21 protein-coding genes are annotated in these 23,531 nt (G+C 44.3%); 6 read left to right on the forward strand and 15 right to left on the reverse strand.

The features are described 5' to 3' along the window. Positions 1 to 25: 25 nt before the first annotated feature. Both ACHUFI_RS18760 and ACHUFI_RS18765 read right to left on the reverse strand, forming a co-directional pair. Positions 26 to 1,351 carry an anaerobic C4-dicarboxylate transporter gene (locus ACHUFI_RS18760; protein ID WP_394251913.1) on the reverse strand — a complete coding sequence of 442 codons (1,326 nt, stop codon included), beginning with the start codon at positions 1,349 to 1,351 and terminating at the stop codon, positions 26 to 28. A 202-nt stretch (positions 1,352 to 1,553) separates the two neighbouring features. Beyond that, positions 1,554 to 2,201, reverse strand: a complete 648-nt coding sequence (locus ACHUFI_RS18765) for a glutathione S-transferase (protein WP_394251915.1) — start codon at positions 2,199 to 2,201, stop codon at positions 1,554 to 1,556. Positions 2,202 to 2,363: 162 nt separating this feature from the next. Between ACHUFI_RS18765 and ACHUFI_RS18770 the strand changes: the two genes are divergently transcribed. Further along, complete coding sequence (locus ACHUFI_RS18770) at positions 2,364 to 4,631, forward strand: peptidase U32 family protein (protein WP_394251917.1); 2,268 nt, start codon at positions 2,364 to 2,366, stop codon at positions 4,629 to 4,631. A gap of 173 nt (positions 4,632 to 4,804) precedes the next feature. Here the strand turns inward: ACHUFI_RS18770 and ACHUFI_RS18775 are convergent, their stop codons facing one another. Both ACHUFI_RS18775 and ACHUFI_RS18780 read right to left on the reverse strand, forming a co-directional pair. Then, positions 4,805 to 5,683: a DMT family transporter gene (locus ACHUFI_RS18775; RefSeq protein WP_394251919.1), complete on the reverse strand. Its 879-nt coding sequence runs from the start codon at positions 5,681 to 5,683 to the stop codon at positions 4,805 to 4,807. A 129-nt stretch (positions 5,684 to 5,812) separates the two neighbouring features. Beyond that, positions 5,813 to 7,624: an ABC transporter ATP-binding protein/permease gene (locus ACHUFI_RS18780; protein ID WP_394251921.1), complete on the reverse strand. Its 1,812-nt coding sequence runs from the start codon at positions 7,622 to 7,624 to the stop codon at positions 5,813 to 5,815. 261 nt (positions 7,625 to 7,885) lie between these two features. On the opposite strand from ACHUFI_RS18780, the gene ACHUFI_RS18785 reads away from it, so the two are divergent. Beyond that, positions 7,886 to 8,398, forward strand: a complete 513-nt coding sequence (locus ACHUFI_RS18785) for a macro domain-containing protein (protein WP_394251923.1) — start codon at positions 7,886 to 7,888, stop codon at positions 8,396 to 8,398. Positions 8,399 to 8,442: 44 nt separating this feature from the next. Here the strand turns inward: ACHUFI_RS18785 and ACHUFI_RS18790 are convergent, their stop codons facing one another. From ACHUFI_RS18790 to ACHUFI_RS18815, 6 genes are all read right to left on the reverse strand, one after another. Beyond that, a complete protein-coding gene (locus ACHUFI_RS18790; protein WP_394252054.1) occupies positions 8,443 to 9,063 on the reverse strand; it encodes a glutathione S-transferase family protein in 621 nt (206 codons plus the stop codon). 9 nt (positions 9,064 to 9,072) lie between these two features. Then, entirely contained in the window at positions 9,073 to 10,101 is a 1,029-nt protein-coding gene (locus ACHUFI_RS18795) for an NADP-dependent oxidoreductase (RefSeq protein WP_394251925.1), read from the reverse strand. A gap of 91 nt (positions 10,102 to 10,192) precedes the next feature. Next, a complete protein-coding gene (locus ACHUFI_RS18800; protein WP_394251927.1) occupies positions 10,193 to 10,777 on the reverse strand; it encodes a TetR/AcrR family transcriptional regulator in 585 nt (194 codons plus the stop codon). A gap of 38 nt (positions 10,778 to 10,815) precedes the next feature. Next, positions 10,816 to 11,100, reverse strand: a complete 285-nt coding sequence (locus ACHUFI_RS18805) for a hypothetical protein (protein WP_394251929.1) — start codon at positions 11,098 to 11,100, stop codon at positions 10,816 to 10,818. Between the two features lie 48 nt (positions 11,101 to 11,148). Continuing rightward, positions 11,149 to 11,592 carry a hypothetical protein gene (locus ACHUFI_RS18810; protein ID WP_394251931.1) on the reverse strand — a complete coding sequence of 148 codons (444 nt, stop codon included), beginning with the start codon at positions 11,590 to 11,592 and terminating at the stop codon, positions 11,149 to 11,151. Between the two features lie 49 nt (positions 11,593 to 11,641). Next, positions 11,642 to 13,366 carry a S8 family serine peptidase gene (locus ACHUFI_RS18815; protein ID WP_394251933.1) on the reverse strand — a complete coding sequence of 575 codons (1,725 nt, stop codon included), beginning with the start codon at positions 13,364 to 13,366 and terminating at the stop codon, positions 11,642 to 11,644. A 425-nt stretch (positions 13,367 to 13,791) separates the two neighbouring features. On the opposite strand from ACHUFI_RS18815, the gene ACHUFI_RS18820 reads away from it, so the two are divergent. Then, positions 13,792 to 14,913 (forward strand): hypothetical protein, encoded by a 1,122-nt coding sequence (locus ACHUFI_RS18820; protein WP_394251935.1) that lies wholly within the window; start codon positions 13,792 to 13,794, stop codon positions 14,911 to 14,913. A 120-nt stretch (positions 14,914 to 15,033) separates the two neighbouring features. On the opposite strand, the gene ACHUFI_RS18825 is transcribed toward ACHUFI_RS18820, so the two are convergent. Further along, the gene (locus tag ACHUFI_RS18825; RefSeq protein WP_394251937.1) at positions 15,034 to 15,507 is read right to left on the reverse strand and encodes an FKBP-type peptidyl-prolyl cis-trans isomerase; all 474 of its coding nucleotides are present in this window, start codon (positions 15,505 to 15,507) and stop codon (positions 15,034 to 15,036) included. 41 nt (positions 15,508 to 15,548) lie between these two features. Next, entirely contained in the window at positions 15,549 to 16,175 is a 627-nt protein-coding gene (locus ACHUFI_RS18830; RefSeq protein ID WP_394251939.1) for a thioredoxin domain-containing protein, read from the reverse strand. A 240-nt stretch (positions 16,176 to 16,415) separates the two neighbouring features. Here ACHUFI_RS18830 and ACHUFI_RS18835 point away from each other — a divergent pair, with 240 nt between their 5' ends. Further along, the gene (locus tag ACHUFI_RS18835; protein WP_394251941.1) at positions 16,416 to 17,015 is read left to right on the forward strand and encodes an OmpA family protein; all 600 of its coding nucleotides are present in this window, start codon (positions 16,416 to 16,418) and stop codon (positions 17,013 to 17,015) included. Between the two features lie 114 nt (positions 17,016 to 17,129). Here ACHUFI_RS18835 and ACHUFI_RS18840 read toward each other — a convergent pair whose 3' ends face one another. Together ACHUFI_RS18840 and norR are read right to left on the reverse strand one after the other, a co-directional pair. After that, positions 17,130 to 17,489 carry a glutaredoxin family protein gene (locus ACHUFI_RS18840; protein ID WP_394251943.1) on the reverse strand — a complete coding sequence of 120 codons (360 nt, stop codon included), beginning with the start codon at positions 17,487 to 17,489 and terminating at the stop codon, positions 17,130 to 17,132. A 134-nt stretch (positions 17,490 to 17,623) separates the two neighbouring features. After that, a complete protein-coding gene (gene norR / locus ACHUFI_RS18845; protein WP_394251944.1) occupies positions 17,624 to 19,213 on the reverse strand; it encodes a nitric oxide reductase transcriptional regulator NorR in 1,590 nt (529 codons plus the stop codon). 341 nt (positions 19,214 to 19,554) lie between these two features. On the opposite strand from norR, the gene hmpA reads away from it, so the two are divergent. Together hmpA and ACHUFI_RS18855 are read left to right on the forward strand one after the other, a co-directional pair. Beyond that, the gene (gene hmpA, locus ACHUFI_RS18850; RefSeq protein WP_394251946.1) at positions 19,555 to 20,751 is read left to right on the forward strand and encodes an NO-inducible flavohemoprotein; all 1,197 of its coding nucleotides are present in this window, start codon (positions 19,555 to 19,557) and stop codon (positions 20,749 to 20,751) included. Positions 20,752 to 20,891: 140 nt separating this feature from the next. Beyond that, complete coding sequence (locus tag ACHUFI_RS18855; protein WP_394251948.1) at positions 20,892 to 22,304, forward strand: CHASE4 domain-containing protein; 1,413 nt, start codon at positions 20,892 to 20,894, stop codon at positions 22,302 to 22,304. Positions 22,305 to 22,388: 84 nt separating this feature from the next. Here the strand turns inward: ACHUFI_RS18855 and ACHUFI_RS18860 are convergent, their stop codons facing one another. Then, on the reverse strand, positions 22,389 to 23,366 hold the full coding sequence (locus ACHUFI_RS18860) for a TDT family transporter (protein ID WP_394251950.1): 978 nt from the start codon (positions 23,364 to 23,366) through the stop codon (positions 22,389 to 22,391). Positions 23,367 to 23,531: the final 165 nt, after the last annotated feature.

Here is a 23,531-nt window from a genome sequence, read left to right on the forward strand (position 1 = left end):
GCTTTTTCTCTTTGGAATGAAAGTGCTAATTCACGAGCATGGTCGAAAGTACGTAGCCGACACAAGTTGCAGTGATAACGCCGATGAACCCGGGTAACAAAAAGCTGTGGTTCAATACATATTGACCAATACGAGTGGTACCTGAGCGATCAAAAGTAATGGCAGCTAAGTCGCTTGGGTAGAACGGGAAGAAGAAATAGGCATAACACGCTGGGAGTACACCAATCAGGACTGGTGCAGGAATGCCCATAGCAAAGCCTAATGGAAGCATAATGGTCAGCACAGCTGCCTGACTTTTCAGAAATACCGATACCACGAACATTGCAATCGCAAACGTCCAAGGGTGTGCGGCAACAATATCACTGACCAAGCTAATCAAGTAAGGCTTATGGAAGCCGATGATGGTGTCACTCATCCATGCAATACCGAAGATAATAATCACGGCTGTCATACCCGCGATGAAGACATTACTGTGAACGATTTTCTTGGGATCAATTTTAGTGGTGAGTAGAATCAACGCACCAACAGACAGCATCAAGAATTGAATCGCGACAGACATCTTCACACCTTCCGGAAGCAAGGATAGGTCTTTACCAAACATCGCTACGAATATGACAGTCGCAATACCGGCAAGGAAAATTCCCAATCCGCGTTTAGCGGTTTGATGGCTAGACTGGTTGTCTTCCTCTTCTTTGGTTTCGTCGATGAGCTGCGCTTTAAACTCGAGGTCTTTACAACGCTCGATAAAGTCTTGGTCTTGGTCTAGCTCTTTTCCTCGCTTCAGGCTCCACAAGCAACCCGCTAAAACGCCAATTAAGGTCGCAGGAATCGTCACCAGTAATACGTTCACCAAACCAATATCCAGTTGGTTATCAGCAGCCGTTGCCATTACCACAGCCGCGGCAGCTGCAATAGGGCTGGCAGTGATCCCCATTTGTGAGGCGACCGTTGCCATTGCCATTGGCCTTTCTGGACGAATTCCTTTTTTATAAGCGACGTCATAAATCACGGGAAGTAGGGGATAGACTGAATGTCCAGTTCCGACCAATACGGTAAGAGAATAAGTACAAAGTGGACCAAGAAATACGATTTGACTCGGGTGTTTACGTAATAGACGCTCGGCGAACTTAACCAGTAGTTTTAAGCCACCTGTTGCTTCCAAAGTCGCGGAAGCGGCAACCACCGCTAAGATGATGAGCATGACGCTGATAGGAGGAGATCCAGGCGCCACACCAAAGACAAACGCAAGCACCGAAACACCTAATCCCCCTAATAAGCCAAACGCTATGCCTCCATGGCGGATTCCGATAAATATGACCGTCAATAACAGGAGCATATGCACATAAAACATAACCAAACCTCACTGCAGTAGTTAATGTACTGATACACTACCCAAAAGTGGTAGTGGTTAATGTGAGCGTTTAAGCTAATTATTTGCATGCAGCAGGATATTTCGTAGTTTATTGTTTTTAATCAAGAAAGTACGACTTCCGTGTGAGTAACTCAGAAGTCTGTTGTTTGATTGAGGTCAACCTATTGCCTTTTCTATAGGGTTACTCAAATAGGAATTCTTGTTTTGTTTCCACCCACTGTGGGTATTGCTTCATTACTTTTGTGTATAGCGGACTTTCGTAATGCGCTTTTAACCATTTAGCTAAGTTGGTGTATGAAGACTGCACAAACCACTTTTTGTCGACGCGAGCGAATTGGCTAATAAAAGGCATCAGGGCGAAATCAGCTTGGCTTGGGGTATCGCCAAACAAATAGGTGTGGTTTTTCAGCCTTTCTTCTAATGGGCGAATAAAGGATTCGCAAGCTTCTCGGCGCTGAACTTGATCATCATTGTGGTATCGCATCGATGCACGATATTGTTCTAGATTCGGAATAAATTCCTGATCATTTAACGCGATTAATTGCTGGATCGTATCCGCTAGCTCAGGCTGGTCATTGCGAAGTAGGTTGGCAGGGTCGCTCAATTGCAGTGCCCATTTCATAATGTCTAAACTCTGTTCAATGACTTGTCCATCGCTTAACACTAGCACTGGCACCGTGCCTTTTGGCGACGCTTCCAGTAATTCTTGTGGTTTATTTCGAGTAACGATGTCGCGTAACAACACGGGTTGTTTAGCGAGAATTAGCCCCATACGAGCACGCATCGCGTAAGGGCAACGGCGCAAAGAATACAAAATTGGTAATGACATACTGTTCTCGCTTGAAGTAAGTGACGGTTTTCTAACTCTATTTCTATAATTATTATTGTGATTCAGGTCAATAAAAGCTTGAGCTGTGGTAATGAATTAGTGATGTCGTTAGAATACGCGCTCAAAAAATATTATAAGTTAAGCAAGTGAGCGGTTTCAAAAATGAGCAGAAAAATAGAGTTATTGGCACCAGGCGGTGATGTAGAAGCTATTAAAGCAGCCATCGTAGCGGGTGCGAATGCGGTTTATTGTGGCTTGGACACCTTCAATGCTCGTAACAGAGCGTCCAACTTATCATTGGATGAATTGAACGGAGTGATTCGCCTTGCTCATGAGTATGGCTGTGAGGTGTTTCTGACCCTTAACGTTGTGTTGCTGGAACATGAAATCAAAAACATTGTTAAGTTGTTAAACCAATTGGTCAACACCAAGGTCGACGGCATTATCGTACAAGATCTAGGTTTATTCGACTTAGTGAAAAAACACTTCCCAACATTAGATGTTCACGCTTCTACTCAGCTAACGACGCACAACGAAGGGCAAATTAAATTCTTATCTAAGATTGGTGCATCTCGCGTTAACCTATCTCGTGAACTGAACTTAGAAGAAATTAAAACACTGACTGAAGTTGCGCATGATGTGGATGTGCTTACTGAAGTATTCGTTCATGGTGCACTGTGTATTGCATTCTCTGGTCAGTGTTACTCAAGCTCTGTAAGTGTCGGTAACTCGGGTAACCGTGGCCGATGCAGCCAAGCGTGTCGTGATGAATACGAAATCACCGAAGCTGGTAACCGTTTCCCGCTTAACTTAAAAGATAACTCCGCTTACTACGACTTACCTGAGCTCGTTGACGCGAAAGTAGACTCCCTGAAAGTTGAAGGCCGCATTAAAGGTGCACACTATGTGTATACCGTGGTTGATACGTGGAGAAAGCAAATTGACAGCTTTGTAGAAAGCGGTTTGCTGCTTGAAGATGACTCTAACCTACACAAAGTCTTCAACCGAGATTTCACGAACTCTTTCTTAAAAGGCAACTTAACCAAAGATATGTTTATCGACAACCCGCGCGATAACAGTATCAATTATGCCGTTGAACAAGCTTCAGAGAAGGCGTCTGAGAAAGCTGAGCAAATCTCTGTGGTTCAAATTCAAGAAGTCACTGAAAACCTGCACACAGACAAAGATGTTCTGGGTAATGAAATGCGCGAGAAGATCAAGTTCCTCGACATCCGCAAAACGCCAGTCACGATCGCGTTCTCTGCAAAAATGGGTGAACCATTAACCGTGACCGTGTTGTCTGATAAAGATCCAATCGTTGTTCAATCTAAGTCACTACTGGTTGAAGATGAAGAAAAAGCACTGACTCAAGATTTGCTTAAGAAACGTTTTAAATCAGTGAAGAGCGCAGTACACAGTTTAGAAGGTCACAACTTCGATGATTTAGCCTCTGGGTTAGCGCTTCCATTAAGAGAAGTCTCTGACATTAAAGATGAAATCGACTTCATTTTGAATGGCTCAGTAAAAGTGATTAAGCATGTGGAAGTGCCTGCGCCGAAACAACAGGCAAAGGTCAATGAAACGCCAACGTTATCAATGCTTATTGCAGACGTGAAAGACCTTCACTTATGTGACGTTACGGATGCGGATGTGTACTTCAAACTGCCAGAAAGCTTCAAGAAACGTTGTAACAAGTACATTGACATCTTGAGCGAGAACCCGCGCTTGATCCCTTGGTTCCCTGCGGTATTGATTGGTAAAGACTACGATGAAGCAGTGCGTATCCTTGAAGAAGTAAAACCACAGCGTATTGTTACGAATAACACAGGTATCGCGTACAAAGCGTTCGAAATGGGCATCGAGTGGGTTGCGGGTCCATTCATGAATACGACAAACTCACACGCATTAGTGACGCTTAAAGAAGAGCTTAACTGTGCAGGTGCGTTCATCTCAAACGAGATCAACAAAGGCCAAATTCGCCACATTAAGCGTCCAGAAAACTTTAAGTTGTTCTACAGCATTTACCACCCGATCTTGATGATGACAAGTCGCCAGTGTTTCTTCCAAAGAACGGTTGGCTGTAACAAGCCGAGCATTGAAGCGGGCTGTATGCTTAAGTGTGAGAAAGCAACCACCATTACGAACGTAAAAGGCATCTCGTTTGCGGTTGATAAGCAGAAAGGGGGCTACCCTAGCATCTATAACCATGAGCAGTTCTTAAACTATGAAGCGGTTAACGATCTGTCAGGTTTATTTGATGAGTTCTTCATTGACTTAACCAACATCGGTGCGGGTTCAAAAGAAGAGCAAGATAAGGTCGAGTTGATTAAACACTTTGAAGGCCTACTGAACGGCGTTGAAGGCTCTCAGCAGCAACTCGATCAGCTAGTGGAAGTTCGCACTAACGCGCAATACGTTCAAGGTTTGTAACTGTCACGGCTAAACATAGATAAACTGTTAAACACCAATAATAAAGCCGACTTCTCAGTCGGCTTTTTTTGTTGGGGTGTCTCGCCCTGAAATGTGTGTACACGTTAAGGACAAGGCTTAAAAACCTCAGGTTTTTAGAGTGCTTAGTCTACCGTCACTACTTTTCACCACCTCTACTTTTTACCGCCGAAGACGTTAATCAGCGCTCCGGTAATAATTAAGCTTCCACCAATTAATGTCCAAGCCGATGGAATTTCGCTAAATATCAACCAACCCAGAATAATAGAGAAGACAACTTGAACATAGGAGTATGCAGTGGCTTTACTGGCGACTTCAACTTTCATAGCTTTAGTTAAACCTACCTGACCAATCTGGGTAAAAATGCCGACGAAGATGAGCAAGACTAAGGCTTCAAAGTTAGGCATCACGAAGTCATCTCCCAATAGAACGAGAGACAAAGGCAGAGCAATTAACGGAAAGTAGAAAATGATGACAGAACTGTCTTCTGTCCCGCTTAACTTTTTAACGATGACGTACGCAACGGCACTACCGAAGGCGCCTAGCAATGCCGCCACAACACTGATTGACGGTAGTTCGACTTCGCCAGCGAGGTGTGTCCCTGGGCTTACGATCAAAAATAGACCGGATAGGCACAGAGTAATGCATATCATGGTCGAGACTTGAATCCGTTCACGTAAGAAGAGCAACGCTAATACCGCAGTAAAAACAGGATGCAAATATTGGAGAATCGTGGCTTCTGCAAGGGGGAGAGTTGCTACTGCGTAATATACACAAATCAGCGCGAGTGAACCTACCACTCCGCGGGCTAAGAGCAATTTCTGGTTATTTCCCCAGATGGAAATGCGTTTTCTTTTGACATCAACATAGCTGATCAGCAAAGAAATGATCGCTCTTGCCGCAACGATTTCGAAGACAGGAATACCATGGGCGCTCACGAGTTTCACACAACTCGACATCAGCGCAAACGCTAATGCTGAGATCAGCATGAACCTAAGCCCTACGGGGATAACACTTAACATTTGTGCAGGCATAAGTGGATATTTACATAAAGAACAGAAGGGACACAATCGTAGGGAAGTATGAAGTGAAAGGAAAGTGCTAATGTGGATATGCCCTCAAATAAGAGGGCAGTGGCATCAATGGAGTAGCGAAATGAACGCTTAGGCGGCTAAATGCTTAAATTGCAGTTCTACAAGCCTCTGGTAGAGCTCGCAGCTTTTCATCAAAGATTGGTGATTGCCGACTTCGAATAAGCGACCTTGATCCAATACCGCGATTTGGTCTGCATGCTGAATTGTAGATAAGCGATGAGCAATAATGATGGTGGTTCTACCTTTCATTAACTCTTCCAATGCTTGCTGAACATGATGTTCGCTCTCACTGTCTAGCGCACTTGTGGCTTCATCAAGCAGTAAAATGTTCGGATCTTTGAGAATGGCGCGTGCAATTGCGATGCGCTGCTTTTGCCCGCCAGATAGCCTGACCCCGCGTTCTCCAAGAAAGCTGTTATAACCCTCAGGTAAGTTCATAATGAAGTCATGGGCGTGCGCTTTCTTCGCCGCTTCAATCACTTGCTCATCGGTCGCATTCGGGTTGCCGTAACGAATGTTGTGGAACACGTCATGGCTGAATAGGGCGGGTTGTTGTGGCACTAATGCCATCTGATCGCGTAAGTCTTTTGGGTCAAACTGCCTAAGATCGACGCCTCCTAGAGTCACGCTGCCTGATTGAGGGTCGTAAAAGCGTTGGAGCAATTCAAATAGTGTGGTTTTACCTGCACCAGATGGGCCAACTAGGGCGAGAACTTTGCCTTCTTGAGCCTTTAATACCAAGTTGCCTGTCGCGGCTTGGTCGGGGCGGGAAGGGTAATGGAACGTCACATTGTTGAAAGCGACTTCGGCCGATAAACCATTCACTGCCACAGGGTTTTGTACTGGCGCAACGATGTGGCTTTCTACTTGTAGGATTTCTATCAATCGTTCAGTTGCACCTGCAGCGCGTTGTAGTTCACCGAGTACTTCTGAAATCGTGCCTAGTGAGGAAGCAACCATAATGGCGTAAAACACAAATGCACCAAGGTCACCCGCTGACATCGTACCGTTGATAACGTCACTACCTCCAACCCAAAGCATGCCGGCGATTGCGCTGAACACGATTACGATCACGCCTGAAATTAAGATTGCACGTTGCTTAACGCGTTGACGGCCAATTTCATAGGCTTTCTCGACTTCTTCGGAGAACGAGGCTCGTTCTTGGGCTTCATGGCTATAGCTTTGTACGGTTTTAATGTGCTCAATGGCTTCACCGGCATAGCTGCCGACATCAGCCATCGAATCTTGGCTTTTGCGTGATAGGGCACGGACGCGTCGGCCATACACAAGAATTGGCACCAGAATAAATGGAACTGAAGCAAGTACTATGAGCGTGAGTTTTATGTTGGTCGCGAACAGCATGATGACAGCGCCAATGCACATCAATGCGCTTCGCATGGCCATCGAAAACGACGAACCTATGATGCTTTGAAGTAGCGTTGTGTCAGTAGTGATACGAGACATGATGTCGCCGCTGCCATTGGTTTCAAAGTAACTCGGGTGGAGTGTGATCACGTGGTTGAAGACGGAAAGACGAATGTCAGCACTGACACGTTCACCAACAGAGGAAACTAAATAGAAACGGAAGAATGTACCAATCGCAATCATTACAGTAACGGCAAGGATGAACTGAATCGCACTGCCTAAGTCACTGAGCGATTGTTGCGAAAAGCCTTGGTCAATGAGAATGCGAACACCATGACCGACGGATAACGTCAGAGCAGCAGTGAAGATCAATGCAACTAAAGCGGCGGCTACTTTCGCTTTGTATGGACGAACAAATTGGAAGAGCTCGAACAAGATGGTCAGGTTCTTAGTTTTCTTCTCGGGCTTGACGTTTAGGCTTTCGGAATTGTGCTCTTGGGATGTGTTTGCCTGCATATATCTGCCTTATGTTTACCGAGAAAAAAGATGAAGTTGTGTCGGCTCTGTTTAAGCTATTGGGGTGAGCGAAGCGAATAGCAAGCTTGCTGAGTTAATTTATTTTCCAAATGTATAGTAAAAGTAACTTTCCATTGGTCTCGATTTACGAATGAACGCTGAACATTGCTAATTATATTTTTGTTAATTGCCGATCATTAGCGTGATATCGCCAATACTAGTTAGAGCACGAGCGTAGTACGCGCAGGAGAATAAGCAATCATGAGCAATATAATCATAGTACAAGGTGATATTACGACGGCACGAGTCGATGCCATTGTTAATGCAGCGAACCCTAGAATGCTCGGTGGTGGTGGAGTAGATGGTGCTATCCATCGTGCGGCGGGGCCTGAGCTTAAGCAAGCATGTTTACAAGTACCAGAAGTAAATGGCGAACGTTGCCCAACTGGAGAAGCAAGGCTAACTGTAGCAGGGTCGCTACAAGCGAATTATGTGATTCATACTGTAGGGCCAGTCTACGAACAAGTGTCTGAGCCAAAACTCTTGTTGGAGTCAGCTTATGTCAATGCACTCGCGCTAGCGATGAAAAATCAATGCTGTTCGATAGCATTTCCCGCTATATCTTGCGGCGTTTACGGTTACCCACATGTAGAAGCGGCTGAAGTGGCCTTAGCGGTATGCAAACGAGAGGAATACCTGGGCTTGATTATATATTTTTATCTGTTTGATGAAGCGATGGCGATGTTGTGGCGAGAGGTAGATGCCCAGCATTGAACCAAAGTGGTGGAGCCAATGCTGGGTAATTGAAACGTATAACGCTAGTTAGAGTATGTTGACTCTACTTCATTCGCTTTATGAAAAGCCGGATGCGATGAGAGTTGCTTGGCGTATCGTTCGATATGCTCGAAAGCCTCAAGGCTGCCACTGTTTTGCAAAATCTCTACGATGAACGACATCATGAAATCCGCGCCAGAAAGCTTCTCTTCGACCAAGTAAGTTTTGTCTTTTAAGGATTCATTAAAGTAGCTCATCACTTTCGCTGTTTCAGAATCGGCATAATCACCAAGGAAGTTAGTCTCACAACCATCTTTAGTGACAAACATTTTAAGAAGCAGCGGTAGAATTGCAGAACTTTCTGCAAAGTGCATCCATTGCGAATATTCAACATATTCCGCTGTACCGCGCTTAGGTGCAAATTTGTCTGCGCCGTATTTCTCGATGAGATATTCAGTAATCGCGCCAGATTCAGTAATGACAAGTCCGTCATCCTCCAATACAGGAGACTTACCCAAAGGGTGAATGCTCTTTAGCTCTGGTGGTGCAAGAAAGGTCACACTGTCACGTTGGTAAGGTTTGATTTGATAATCTAACTCAAGCTCTTCAAGTAACCAGATAATGCGTTTAGAACGCGACTTATTGAGGTGGTGTAAAGTAATTATGATTTATCCTTACTTAGCTTGGTTAGTTTGAATAACGAGCTTGCCGAAGTTTTTGCCTTCAAGAAGTCCTTTAAATGCTTCAGGAGCATTTTCTAGACCATCGACTAGGTGCTCGCGATACTTGATCTTGCCTTCAGATAGCCACTGGGTCATCTGTTGAGCGAATTCAGGGTAGCGGTGAGCGTAGTCATCAAAGATGATGAAGCCCTGCATTTTGATTCGTTTGATCAGTAAGGTTGCGACTAGGCTCGACATACGATCTGGGCCTTCCGGAAGGGACGTCGCGTTGTATTGAGAAATCAAACCGCAAACTGGAATACGTGCACCGGTATTGAGTAGAGGCATTACAGCATCAAATACCTTTCCGCCAACGTTTTCAAAGTACACATCAATGCCATTTTCACATGCATTCGCAAGTTGTTGCGCGAAATCATCCGCCTTGTGGTCGATACAATCATCAAAGCCGAGTTCTTCGATAGCGTAGCGACACTTTTCGGCTCCACCAGCGACACCGATGACTCGGCAGCCTTTGAGTTTGCCTATCTGTCCGACAGTCGCGCCAACCGCGCCAGTGGCAGCTGCAACGACTAATGTATCGCCTGCTTTTGGTTGGCCGATATCAAGTAGCCCCATGTAAGCTGTGAAACCGGGCATACCCATGATGCCTAGAGCATAAGAAGGGTGGCTCGGAGTCTGGCCAAGCTTAATCAGCCCTTCACCATTAGATACGCCATAATCTTGCCAACCTGTGTACGCCAGCACCCATTCACCAACAGGGAAATCTTGATGGTTAGATTCTTCTACCTGACAAACGGTCGCCCCCACCATCACGTCATCGATGTTCACTGGGTCTGCGTATGATTTGGCATCGCTCATTCGACCGCGCATGTATGGGTCGAGAGAAAGGTAAACACTGCGTAATAGCATTTCGCCGTCTTTAATCGAGGGAACTTCGGTGTGCTCTAAGCGAAAGTTTGAGTCGACAGGCGCACCGACAGGGCGAGAGGCGAGGACAATACGGCGGTTTTGTTCAGTCATTGGTAGTTCCTAAATTATTATTAGACCAGTCGTCTGGTGTTCGTTTCTAAAAAACCGCCAAAGGTTAACCGTTGGCGGGCTTGTTCGTTTGTTACTTTTTCAGCATCGTAGATGTGGTTTGTAACGCATGTTGCAAGTTATCGGTGCTTTGATTGAGTTTGCTCAATAAGCTTGCCCCTAGCCACAAGGAATAGAGTACCTCAGCTGATTGTTTGGGATCTTGTTGAGCAATCGAGCCATCTTCAATGCCGGCACTGACACAATCGCCTATCGCTTGGGTGACGAAGTTAGCACCAGTCAATAAAGCCATGCGCATTGATTCTGACAAATCAGAGACTTCAGCGCTGAGTTTTACAACCAAGCATTTATGCGCGTTACATCGACCATCATCAACACTTAACCAACGTTCAAAGTATCCCATTAAACGCTGATAGTGGTTTCCTTGGGCTTGATTAAACGCAGCATCCAAACGTTGTTGGTACTGTTCGAAGTAATCATTAATCAGAGCCTCACCAAACTGTTCTTTAGACTTAAAGTAGTGATAAAAAGAGCCTTTAGGCACATCGGCTTCTTTAAGAAGTTGTGATAACCCAACGCTGGTAAACCCTTTCTCTACGATGAGTTGGTATCCGACGTTGAGGATATGTTGGCGAGTATCGTTAGTTTTCGTATTCATGGGCAGACTATAAATGACACTAGACCAGCCGTCTAGTGTTAATTTTTGCGTATAGATGGCTGCCAGTCTGCAAGTCGATACGATTCCATGATGGACTCGATTTGTCCGGTTTCTTTCAGCTTCTGCATACGTCGGTCAAAGAAGCGCATTAATTCATCTATTTGTTCTGATTGATCAGGATTAGGGCTAAAAGCCATGTAGATGGGCTCACTTGATACGCAGCCAGCTTCTCGGTAGCTTGATTCGAGATTGAGCTGCTGTAATGAAAAAATCGTTGAATTGTAAGTGAATAAGAAAGTGTCTAATCGCTCTCGTGAAAGCATGTTGAGGTTGCGTATTAGGAACTCGTGATTGTATGGAAGAAACTCAAATTATTCCCTATTTAAAGAGACGTAATCATTGAGTTTCGCGATTGAGGTATCGTAGGCAATACCGATTTTCAGGTTTTTTAGTGAACTGAGTCCTTGGTAATACCACTCAGAGTCAACGGAAGTAAAAAAGCACATCCTTTGAACGCCAATTGCGTGCTGAGGGTAGCGTAATTTGGGGGCTTCGTTTTTGGCAGGCGACAACAAGGCGTGTGACTTTCCGTTGTAGACGCCCAAAATAGCACGAGTCCAAGGGTAAGTTTTGGCTTCTATTTCGTATGGGCTACCTTCAAATACGAGTTTGACGGTATCCATGACGTAACCAGGTTTGTCATTATCTGCACAAAGCTGAGGGCACCAATCAATCGCATTGATTTTGATTACCTCAGCGTTCGCGGTTGCGGCCAATAGAAAATATGCGGTTATATATAATAGGCACTTGAACATGAATGAGAAGCTCAGGCTACATGAGAATCATGTAGCCTGAGGGTAAGCGCTAAGGTTTTAGAATGGTAATTTGGGCGTTACCACTGTTGTTAGAGGTAAAGGTTACACTGGATACTTTTTTGCGGATGCCTGAAAGAGTACAAGTATTCCCATTCTCATCACAAGTGGTCTCTACGCCATCTGCTAACCACGTACCGCTAAGTGTGAGATTACTTGTTACGGTCGCAGTCCAACTTGAGCCGTTATTGGCTGAGTTGCCTGATAATTGTTCTGATGAAACGGTGGAGGTAACAGTCACATTTTGTGACGTACTGTCCTCTTGGCCTGCAATATCGCTAACTGTAAGCGTTACAGTATAGGTAAAGTCTGAGCTGTATGTGTGCTCTGGTGCGACACCGGAAGCGGAGCCCGTATCACCAAACGTCCAAGCATAGTTGGTTACGCCGTTGTCGTCACTAGAGTCTGAAGCATCGAATGTACAGGTAAGTTGTTCGCAACTAACGCTAAATGACGCGGTTGGTGGAGCATCAAAACCTGGGTCGACGAAGTGCGGGATGAAATCATCATGGCTGATATCGAGCAAGGGTTCTTTCACACCATCGCCAGATTCATCTGTCCATCCGAGGTTACCTTTACTCATTAATGTACCAGCGATGTCCTGAGTTCCGTTACTCGCTAATAGTGCTGCAGCTCCTGCAACATGAGGAGCCGCCATAGAAGTCCCACTGATGGTATTGTAAGAACCGCGTTCTAGCGGGTAGGTGGAGAAAATACACACGCCCGGCGCCGCAATATCGACAATTAAGCCCCAGTTACTGAAATCAGCTAACGTATCATCGCCATCACTACGACAAGTTGGAGTACCTAGCCCTCCGGCCTCACCATCAAAGTCAGCAAGAGCAGATACGGTTATAGCACCTGGAGCATTGGCAGGGGTGAAACCTGAAGCGTCAGCGTTGCTATTCCCCGCAGCAACAACAACAGTAACTCCGTTCGCGATAGCGTTAGCCACAGATGTATTCATGGCGCTACTTGTGCCAGAGCCGCCCAAACTCATATTGATCACTTCAATGTCACCTTGGTCAACAACCCAATCGATTCCGGCGATAATGCCACCCATTGAGCCAGAGCCTTGTGAATCAAGCACTTTCACTGCCCATAGGCGAGCGCCAGGTGCAACCCCGACAACACCAATAGAGTTATCGATTGCAGCGATGGTACCGGCAACGTGGGTACCATGATAATGGTCATCATCACCACCCAAGCTTACATCACAGTTATACACGCGACGATGAGGCCCTTTTCCTGTGTAATACAAGCAATTAGCTCCTCCTACAACATTCAAATCAGGGTGATCAACATCGATCCCGGTATCCAGAACTGCGACATCAACATCAACGGGAAACGCGTCTGAGCCATCTATTTTTAGTGCGTCTGCATCAGCGTATATTCTTGTTAAACCGGTCGGCATCGGCTGAGCGGAGACAATCGACATCGCGATATTTGGCTCAATGTAATCCACACGAGGGTCGTTCATTAAACCGTTTAAGGCTTGCTCAGGAACGTCGATCGAAAAGCCATTGAGTACACGTCGATACATATGTCTAATTTTACCGTTATTCTGCTGAGCGATTTCGTGAGCGTTATTCTTAGCCTTATGGGATGACTTCAATACGACAATGTAAGAGTTCATACCTTTGTCAGAAGCTGCAATCACTACAGAAGGTAAAGAGACGCAAAACGAAAGTAAAAGTGCCAGTACTCTAATTAACATGATCCTATCCATCTATTGAGCAAACCTATTCAAAGCGTAGACAGAGGCGTTCAAGGTCGCTAAGAATTGTCGTGCATATAATGTACACTTTGTTAGTTATCATTTGCTTAAGTTGATGATTATGTTAATAAATAGATTTATTAGAAATGGTTAAATAAACTTCATTCTGTTATCTATTTGATATATTCACCTGGTTAATATATCATCTTGCAAAATTTATAAGATGCTCATTTCCCTTGTTTGGCCAATTGCTCTTTATTATTAAAGGCTTAGGTATGTGCAGCTACAAATGATCAATTCGTTTGTAAGAATGGACTATGCAAGTAAACACGGAACGGCTATCAGCAATCTTCAATAACAAATAACGCCAAAAAGGCTCATTCGGTCATTGGCTAATAATGTATTTGCTCTTATTGAGGTTTCGCATGCTCAACCCTACATCTCGCTTTAAATCTGTACTTTCCACTGTTAACGCTAAAAAAACGATCAGTACGTTGTTACTCGCTTCGTTGGTGGCAGCCCCTACTGTTTCTGCAAAGCTAACGGATGATAATTGGTTCCCTCGCTCAGACTTAATGTTACCGCGCCAGATGAGTACTTCAGAGCTCAACAACGGGTTTCGCTATGTATTAATGCCGACCGTAGAAAGTGGGTTTGAGATTCGCTTAGATAGCGGAGCGACTGCACTTCCTGCGTTTAACGCGTCACCAGAAACAGAAGAAGAATTGCTAGCCGTTATTACAACGCTGGCAGACTCACTAAAAGATGAAGTGAACATGGCCGAGATGGATTCATCTTCTTTAGTTGTCGTGGGTAACTTTAATGTGAGTAAAGTAAAGCGAGAAATACTGAGCCAGTTTTCAACATCAGAGTTTATTGATTTAGACAAGCTAGCCGCTCAAACGGGTAAAGTTAATAACTCATCATCAGAGGCAATTGAAGCTGGCCAGCAGATGGATCATCGCCCTGAAGTGGTATCGATTGCCGTATTGTCTGATTTTGATATTGAAGACAGTAAGAAAGCACGTCGTGAAAAGCTGACTCGTGATATCGCCCGTAGCATACTTTCTGAACGCCTAGAAAAAGCGTATGAACGTAAGCAATTAGCGGTAACGGCTTTTGAAACTAACGAAGTTGAACTGTTTGACCATAAGCTGATGACAACAACAACGGTTGTTATGGCGTCAGAGCAAGACGTAGAAGCGGGTTTTGATGTGTTGAAAAATACGTTAAGCACTCTAGTGAGCACAGGCGTGACGCGCCAAGAGTTCGAGACGCATGTAGCTAAATTGCGTAGTGAGCTAACGTCAAACAAAGTGACACTTGCCCAGCAAGCGGACCAAATCACCACTGCGATTCAACAGCATAAAGTTTACCTTCAGCCTTCTGATGACTTGATGCTATTTGATTTCCATATTGCCCACATGCACGACAGCGATGTAACGGCTGTACTTATGCAGGTGTGGAATGAGCACAATGGCGTTCGCATCAGCAAAGGCGCGACTGAAAAGCAGCTTAGCGACCTAGATTTAAGCTTGCTACAGTAACGTGTAACACGGTTTAAATAAAAAAGCCCGCTGATTTAAACCAGCGGGCTTTTTCTATTATGTTTGCCGTGAAGCTTTGATTCCCCTCATTAGGAGAGGAAAAAGTTCGGCGAATTCTATTTACTGGATTTCTAACAGTTCAACATCAAAAATCAAAGTACTTGCTGGTGGAATAGGGCCTGTGCCACCTTTGCCATACGCTAAAGTACTTGGAACAAATAAACGAATCTTTTGGCCTTCGACCATATATTGAAGGCCTTCTTGCCAGCCTTTGATCACTTGCTTAACACCAAAGGTGATAGGCTCACCACGATCAACAGAACTATCGAAGACTGTGCCATCGATCAACGTACCGTGATAGTGAACTTTCACGCGGTTGCTAGCAGTTGGCTTAACTGTTCCTGTACCTTCTTCAAGAACAAGGTACTGAAGTCCGCTTTCTGTGGTGATGACGCCTTCTTTCTTGCCATTTTCGATCAGGAACGCTTGGCCCTTTTCGAAGTTTTCGTCAGCTGCTTTATGGTTGTTCCATGTGCGGTAAATAAAAAACGCAGCAAGGATGAAGATAATAATCGGAAATACAAATTTGCTCATGAAAAGCCTCTATGTAATGAGTGAATGCAAAACTGAAACGGTTAAGGCTGAGTCAGTAGGTAGTTAATAGTGTTCGCGATACCTTGAACATCGTTGTGTCCAGCGGTAAGCACTTGGTACTTGCCGTTCACGATAAATGTCGGAACAGAGTTGATTTGGCCATTGACCGAAATGTCGTCCGCTTTTTTAAGGTATTCAAATAATGCGACTTGTTGCTCTTTGTTTAGCTGGTAAGGGCTAACAAGGTTGCGAGAAGTGAATGCAGAATCTAACGCTTGTTGGCGTTGCTCTGGTGTGACGTCTCCACCCATCTGAACTGCTGCAAATAGATCGCTCATGAAAGCGTGGTCAGGCGTGTCGTTAAGCTGCATAACGGCAGTGTAGAAAATCATCGCGCTGATCTGAGCACTTTCGTTAAACGTGACATGAACTTTCCCCACTTTTTGGTTAGTGAGTGATTCAATTTCAGGGATGGAATCTTCCATGGTGCGGCAGTGGCCACAGTTAAGTGAAAATACTTCAGTGACAGGCGACAAGTTGAAGCTGGTTAAGTCTGCAGGGACTTTTTGGAATTGTTTGCCTAATTGAGGTTCATTACTTTCGCTACAACCCGCAATAACAAGAACGGCGAAAAGTGCGGTAAGTGTTTTAGAAAACGATTTAAACATGTGGTTTGCTCTATCTTTATAAGTCGTGTGATTCTAACCATTTAACCTGATCAGGAAAACCGTATTAAAGTAATTAAATGCAAATTTTGAGGTCAGAATTTGGTTAATCATTGCGGAAAAAAGCGAAAAGCATCCGTCAAAAAAGCAGGAGCTAAATGAATATTTTGGCTAAAGTTTTAAGAACAATGCCGATAAGAATAATAGTCGTAAAGGATAGCGAATTCGTAACGTGGTGAATCAATGAAGTATGCTGCAATAATTTTTAGTCTGATATTGAGCGGATGTGGGATGCTCGGTCCGCAGAATATGCTAGATACTGCGCCGAGATCTGATTTTGAAGTGCAGAATCCAGATTGGGGAGTAGTAGAAAAACCAGCTGCGCCTCAGAAAGCCATTGCGACAAATTATGGTCAAAGCATTCCAGTTAATGACGCATTAGAAGTTTTTCTTCAGCAAAATAGAATTGAATACGAACGCATACCTGGTGAGCATGTCATGCTTAAGCTCACGGAGCACGTTAACTTTAATACTGGTTCATCAAGTTTAATGTCGATGGAAAACCGCTGGTTGGATTTACTTGGCGACTATCTGTCGAAGCGAAGCGATGTTGAAATTGTTGTTGAAGGGCATACAGATAGCACGGGCTCTTATGCCGTGAATGATGTGCTTTCTGAAAAACGTGCGATGCAAATAAAAATGCACTTAGAAAAGCAACGAGTGGGCAGTAGCACGATATACACGAGAGGTTATGGTGAGTATGTTCCCGCGTGTGACAATGCATCTGTCGCTGGTCGAGCATGTAACCGCCGCGCTGAAGTGATATTGATAGTGACTCGATAAACTCACAATCAAGCTGACACCTGATATAAAAAATCCCTCATGACGAGGGATTTTTTGATTCGAAGCTCTAATCTTATTTTGGCCAGCGTGATACTGGTGACAAAACGGAGAAGATTAAGCGAAATTCTTTTCTAAGTAAGCAACGATGTCTGATGACTCGTACATCCACTCAGTTTTTCCATCTTTCTCGATACGTAGACAAGGTACTTTGACACGACCGCCACCTGCTTCTAGCTCTGCACGGTGTGTTTGGTTAGACTTTGCATCACGCAGTTCGAAGTTAACCGATTGACGCTTCATCGAACGGCGAACTTTTACACAAAATGGGCACGCTTCGAATTGATATAGGGCGTGGCCTTCTGCGAGTTGGTTGACTTTTGATTGTTCTTCTTGTGAACGCTTCACGCCACGCGGAGAAAATACAAAGTTAAGTAGCAATATAATGCGGCCTAAAAACCAGCGAACAAATTTCATAAGTATCTCTACATATTTAAATTAAGTTTTACAATTCGCGGCATTATATACACAACTCGCACAAGATGCTCGTAAGACTGCAAAAACGATGTAACAGAATTGAACACGGCCAACACTATTATGTTGTTTGTCAGTTAAAGCCTTTCTACTTTATGCGTTTTTGATACGTTTAGCCCAAGTCGCTTTGCCAATCGAGTCAGGTTAGCACGATCGGTTTTTAACATTCTTCCTGCCTGTGCCCAGTTGTAATTTGCTTGTTCTAGCGCTTCAATAATGATGGTTCGCTGAAAATCTTCTGTGGCGTCTCTTAAACCAAGAGATAAGTCGATGGTTGGTTGAGTCGTCGGAGCGGAATCATCGTGGTTGGGAGTCGTCACCACTTCGCCATCCAGCGGGCCGCAGTCTTCTTTGGAGATAGTGACCAAATCTTTGTTGGTGCTTCTCGCTAATGCTTTGAGTGCGGAACGGCTAATGACATGTTCAAGTTCTCGAACGTTACCCGGCCACCCATAACGGTTTAAAAATGTCAGAACATCGGAGCGGAATTTTACTTGGCTGATACCGAGCTTTCTTCGGGTTTGTTCTAAGAAGAACCCCGCGAGTAAGCTGACATCATCTCCACGATCTTTCAGAGCGGGAACGGCAATTGGGTAAACACTGAGTCGGTGGTACAAATCGGCACGGAATCGGCCTTCTTCGACTTCTTGTTTTAAATCTCGGTTGGTTGCAGCTAGTACACGAACATTGATGGTTTGAATGTTGTCCTGACCGACGGGCTGAATTTCATTATTTTGCAGAGCACGAAGCAATTTACTTTGCGCCGCTAACGGTAGTTCGCCGATTTCATCCAAAAATAGCGTGCCTTCGTCTGCAAGCGCAAATTTACCCAATCGGTTTTTGTCTGCGCCAGTAAAGGCGCCGCGAACATGGCCAAAAAGCTCACTTTCTACTAGGTTCTCAGGGATTGCCGCGCAGTTGACGTACACCAAAGGTTTTCTTTTACGTTGCGATTGGTGGTGCAGGGTGCGGGCAACTAATTCTTTACCAACTCCCGTTTCACCGTGGATCAGAATATTGAATTCTGATGGCGCAACGACTTCGATATCACTTTTCAAAGCCAACATGCTTGGGCTTTTACCAATAAGCTCGCCGCCGTCTCTTTCCCACGCTTCTTCATTTAATTCTTCTAAAAGACGTTTAGATTGCTTGGCTTGATGTTCAAGTTGGGAAAAGGTCAGAGCCATTTGCATATTTGAAGCGGCAATTGCTGAAAGGACTTCTAAGCTTCGAGCTGGAATTTGGGAAAACACGTCCGGAGCTAAGCTATCGAGTGTGAGAACGCCGAGTAGCTTTTCGCCAAAGTAAAGAGGAAGGCCCATACACGCATGCATAGGTAAGTCGCCGTCATGATCAATCAGTAATCCATCAAAAGGATCAGGAAGAGAGCTGTCACTATCAAAGCGGACGGGCGTTCGTGATTCACAAATTTCCGAGAATCTCGGGTGTTCTGAAATAACAAAACGTCTGCCAAATGTATCTCTGCTCAAACCTTGCATCGCGATCGGGACGAGAGTGTCTCCCTGAAGGCTTAACAATGCGACGCAATCACATGTGATGGTTTTTCGAATCGCATCAATTAATCGATTGAAGCGATCTTGGTCGTTTAGGCCACTGGCCAACCCGATAGTCATTTCCATCAAAGTGGAAGCAGAAATGTCTTGCATGCAAAAACCTTTTTGTTTTTCTTACATAGTAGTGTCTTTATGACTTTAAATAAAGGTCATAAAGACATATTTGATTTAGATCAATGAATGGTGAATTGAGTAATCACGCGGTTTTAAGAGTTGGCACGGTTGGTGCAATGTAGGTAATTGAATCAAAAGTAAACTTGTCTAATTTTCATTGGTTAGGCTGATTGATTCCAAAGTCGGATTTTTTCAAATAATGAGTGAGCGGTCAAAGAATCGCCGCCATGAAAAATCAAAGCCAAACATCAATAGATGAAAATAATAAGGTCAAATTGACAGCAATCTTCAAATTTGACCATTAGTGATCGGAGAAAACCATGCTTAACAACCAACACATCGATATCATCAAATCAACTATTCCTCTATTAGAAAGCGCAGGACCAGAGCTGACGGTACACTTTTATCAGCGTATGTTTTCGCATAATCCTGAGCTAAAAGATATCTTCAATATGACCCATCAAAAAACGGGTCGCCAGAGTGTTGCGCTGTTTGAGGCGATAGCGGCTTATGCTAAAAACATTGAAAACCTTGCAGCGTTAACGACCGCAGTAGAAAGAATTGCGCACAAACATACAAGCTTCAATATCCAGCCAGAGCATTATCAAATTGTCGGATTACACTTGATCGAAACGCTACGCGAACTTGCTCCAGATGCGTTTACTAAAGAAGTCGAAGAAGCGTGGACGGCGGCTTACTTATTCTTAGCTCAAGTGTTTATCGATCGTGAAGCGGAACTTTACTTACAGCGCAAGCAAGCGGTTGGCGGATGGCAAGACGCTCGTCAGTTTAAACTGGTTGAAAAAATTGAAGAATCAGCATTGGTAACAAGCTTCGTCTTCGAGGCGATTGATGGTGGGTCAGTGCTGGATTATATCCCGGGTCAGTACGTAGGTATCGAAGTGACGCCTAAAGGCAGCCAATATAAAGAAATACGCCAGTATTCTCTGTCTCAAGCTCCCAATGGTCGCAACTATAGAATATCAGTGAAGCGCGAAGGACTAGAAACGGAGAACGTAGGTCTAGTGTCTAACTTCTTACATGACAATGTGAATGTGGGTGACATTGTCGATTTATACGCTCCGGCAGGCGATTTTTTCTATCAAGAGCGCAACAAGCCAGTGACGTTAATTTCTGCAGGGGTAGGTGTAACGCCAATGCAATCCATGCTGGAATATTTGAATCAGCAAGGCAAGCAAGAAGCCGTTCGTTACTTACATGCTTGTGAGAATGAAGAGCAGCATTCGTTTTCTCAGCGTGTCGCGGATATTACAGAAACGAATGGCTGGACCGCTAAGACTTGGTACAACAATCCATTGAATGGTGAGCCAAAGAGCGCACTAACTGGCTTGTTACAGCTAGATTCTATCGCTAACACGGAATCGTTCAGCGAGAGCGATTTCTATATTTGTGGACCGATTGGCTTTATGGAGCATGTGGTCGGTCAGTTAGATAAGTTGAACATCCCTCGAGAGCAAGTTCATTACGAAGTATTTGGGCCTCACGCCGCACTATAAGTATCGGGATATTTTGATAAGGCTTTGCTTCGGCAAGGCCTTTTTTGCGCCTTCTTAATATACGGTATATTATTCTATGATTCGCATTACTATAATAATGCGTGTAGCTCATAGATCTAGACACTGAATAGGACCTTCCTTTGGCTAAAGACAATACGATCAAGTGGTACCATTCGATAGAAAAACGGCTGATCATGATTTTCATATTAGCCATGCTTTTAACCTTTAGTGTAATGACGGCAATTTCTATAATCGTTGGAGTGAAAGAGCACGAACGTCATGAGATAGAGCAAGTTGAAAACTCCCTGTCGATAGGACTCAATTTACTTAAATCACAAGTTGACGACGTCGCGTTATTAGCGAAAGACTATGGCGAATGGGATGAAACCTATCGGTTTATTGAATCTCCGAGTCTTGAATTTATCCAAGGTTCTATGGATTTAGATTCTCTCAATTCAGCAAATATTGATGTGGTACTCATACAAAATTTAGAGGGGAATGTACTCCACAGATTGAGTTCGTATGACTACTCTACCGAGCAGGCATTGTGGAATGAGCTGAATCTCAACCCATTGGAAACGTCAGATCAAGTTGAGCGAGGTGCGATTTTTTTGCATGGTCGTATTTTGGTTTATGTTTCAAACCCAACGAGTGACAATTCGGGTAAGGCGACGACGAACGGAAGAATCACGCTAATGAGAGAGCTGAATCAACGTACATTGGAATGGATCAGCGAACTGGTTGGGGAGTCTTTTAACATTGTGAATATGACGCAGTCTGATGCAGTAGAACATGTTCGGTTTGGCAAAAGCTGGAAGGTAGAAAAATCAGAAATCATTTTTTTTGAAGATAAAGCAAAAGGTGTCTTCAGTTTGTTCATTTCTGATGAAGTGTCATTGCCGTTATTGATAGAAATTGAAATGGATAGGCAAGAGCATCAATGGAGTTCAGTTTGGCGTTGGCTAATCCCTGAAATTATTATGCTATTTATACTGACATTTTCTCTGTTGTTTATTTTAAGAGCGACGGTGACTAACCCCATAGTTCGGTTAATCGAATGGTTGAATCAAGTGAATGGCTCCCAGTTTGCTGAGGATCTTAAACCGTTCAAACATAACCAGTACAATGAAATAGGCGTACTGAGCAATAAGTTTAGTGAGATTTACAATAACTTGTATCAACAGCATCAGTTCAGTCAGCTGTTGTTGTATTCGATCAGTGATTTTATTTTTACCGTGGATAGCCGGGGTCGAGTCGATTATTGCAACCCAGCAGCTGCTGAATGGCTGAAGATCGATTCGCGACAATTGTACGAGCAAGACTTTGAACTATTACTAGCTTGCGTTGATGAGAACGCCCCGAGCGTATCAAATTGGTTGTACCGAGCGCTTGAGACTTATAGTGAATACAGTGGTCAGGTTTTGGTGAGAAAATTAAGCGACCCGAGTAAAACCTATTTAGTTGAGGTGCAAGTCAGCCCAATTCTCAATAACGATAGCGAGCACAAAGGCGCAATGATCATTCTACGACCAAAAGAAGAACACCTATCGTAAGCTTTCGTTTGATTGTGTAAAAAGCCCCAAGTGCTCGATAAGTACTTGGGGCTTTTTGTTAACAATAGAATGGTTGAAAGGGTATTAACGTTTGATTTTTTGAACCACTTTTACTGGGCTGAAAAATTCCGGCCAGTACATTTTTATGTAGCCACCTGATACCCAGATCACCAAAATGGTTGCGATGGTTAATTCAAAGAATCCAAAGTTATGTAGCCAGTACCATCGCGGGTGCTCAACCTCAAAAAAGGTGGTGAGGCGATGCATTGCGATGGCACTGATGACAGATGGGAAAGTCACCGCAGCGATTGATGGTTGAAACTTTAAACGCATCAGACGGATGTAGCATAAGTAAATCATCAACGTCATGGTGATAGCGATACCTGCGAGCGCACCGGTTAGAATCGGGTCTGGTTCTTTGAAGTTCACGAGGTAAGCCGCTAACGACAGATTGACTGGAGCCGCCATAATCGCAAGTGTCGGGCGCGCTCTTCTTGGTAAGTTACCTTCAAACACTAAGCGATAAAGCACCAGCGGTAGCATAAAAAAATAAATCGCGATACACACAGTGGCAAGAGTTTCGGAAAAGACATTGAGACCAAACTGAGAGCCTGCTAATGAACTGCTGATCAAACCGACCGGATACAAGAACCAGCTCGGCACAATGTTCGACATCTTAAAGTTCATGATTTGGAAGCTAAAGAACAGCACCATCATTGTGAAGTGAAGCAGTAAAGCAGCAAACCAGATAGGGTAGGCGAGTGCCGGAGAAATCGCGGCCAAATAGTCGGAGAGGACTAATAGAGCCATACTCATCGGAGCCATCAAGCTACCGCTTAACGGGTGACGAATATCATTAATGAAGGTTCTATAGCTAGTTAAGTACTTTAGAAGAACTGGAAGTAGTAGAAGTGCGCCGATAGCAGCCATAAAAGGCCGAGCTGAATCACCTAAACCTGGTACATACAAAGCCCAAGCGTGTCCAAGCCCAATAACACCAAGCGCCAACGCAGCCTGAGAAGGCGGAACGTTTTGGACTCGGATAAGACGTTTCCAGTTCAAAAATACTCTCCATTTAGAATTAAAGCTCTAACTTATGCCTGTCCGAGCTGTCGGGTACGGATGCTACAAATACTCACTAGTGAAGTAAAGATAAGAATCGTTTGCGTCTCGGTAGAATAGGAAAACTGTGATGCGGATTATTTCGTGCTTCAAAGCTTGCGGGAG

The sequence above is a fragment of the Vibrio profundi genome (assembly GCF_043642225.1).
Taxonomy (GTDB): domain Bacteria; phylum Pseudomonadota; class Gammaproteobacteria; order Enterobacterales; family Vibrionaceae; genus Vibrio; species Vibrio profundi_A.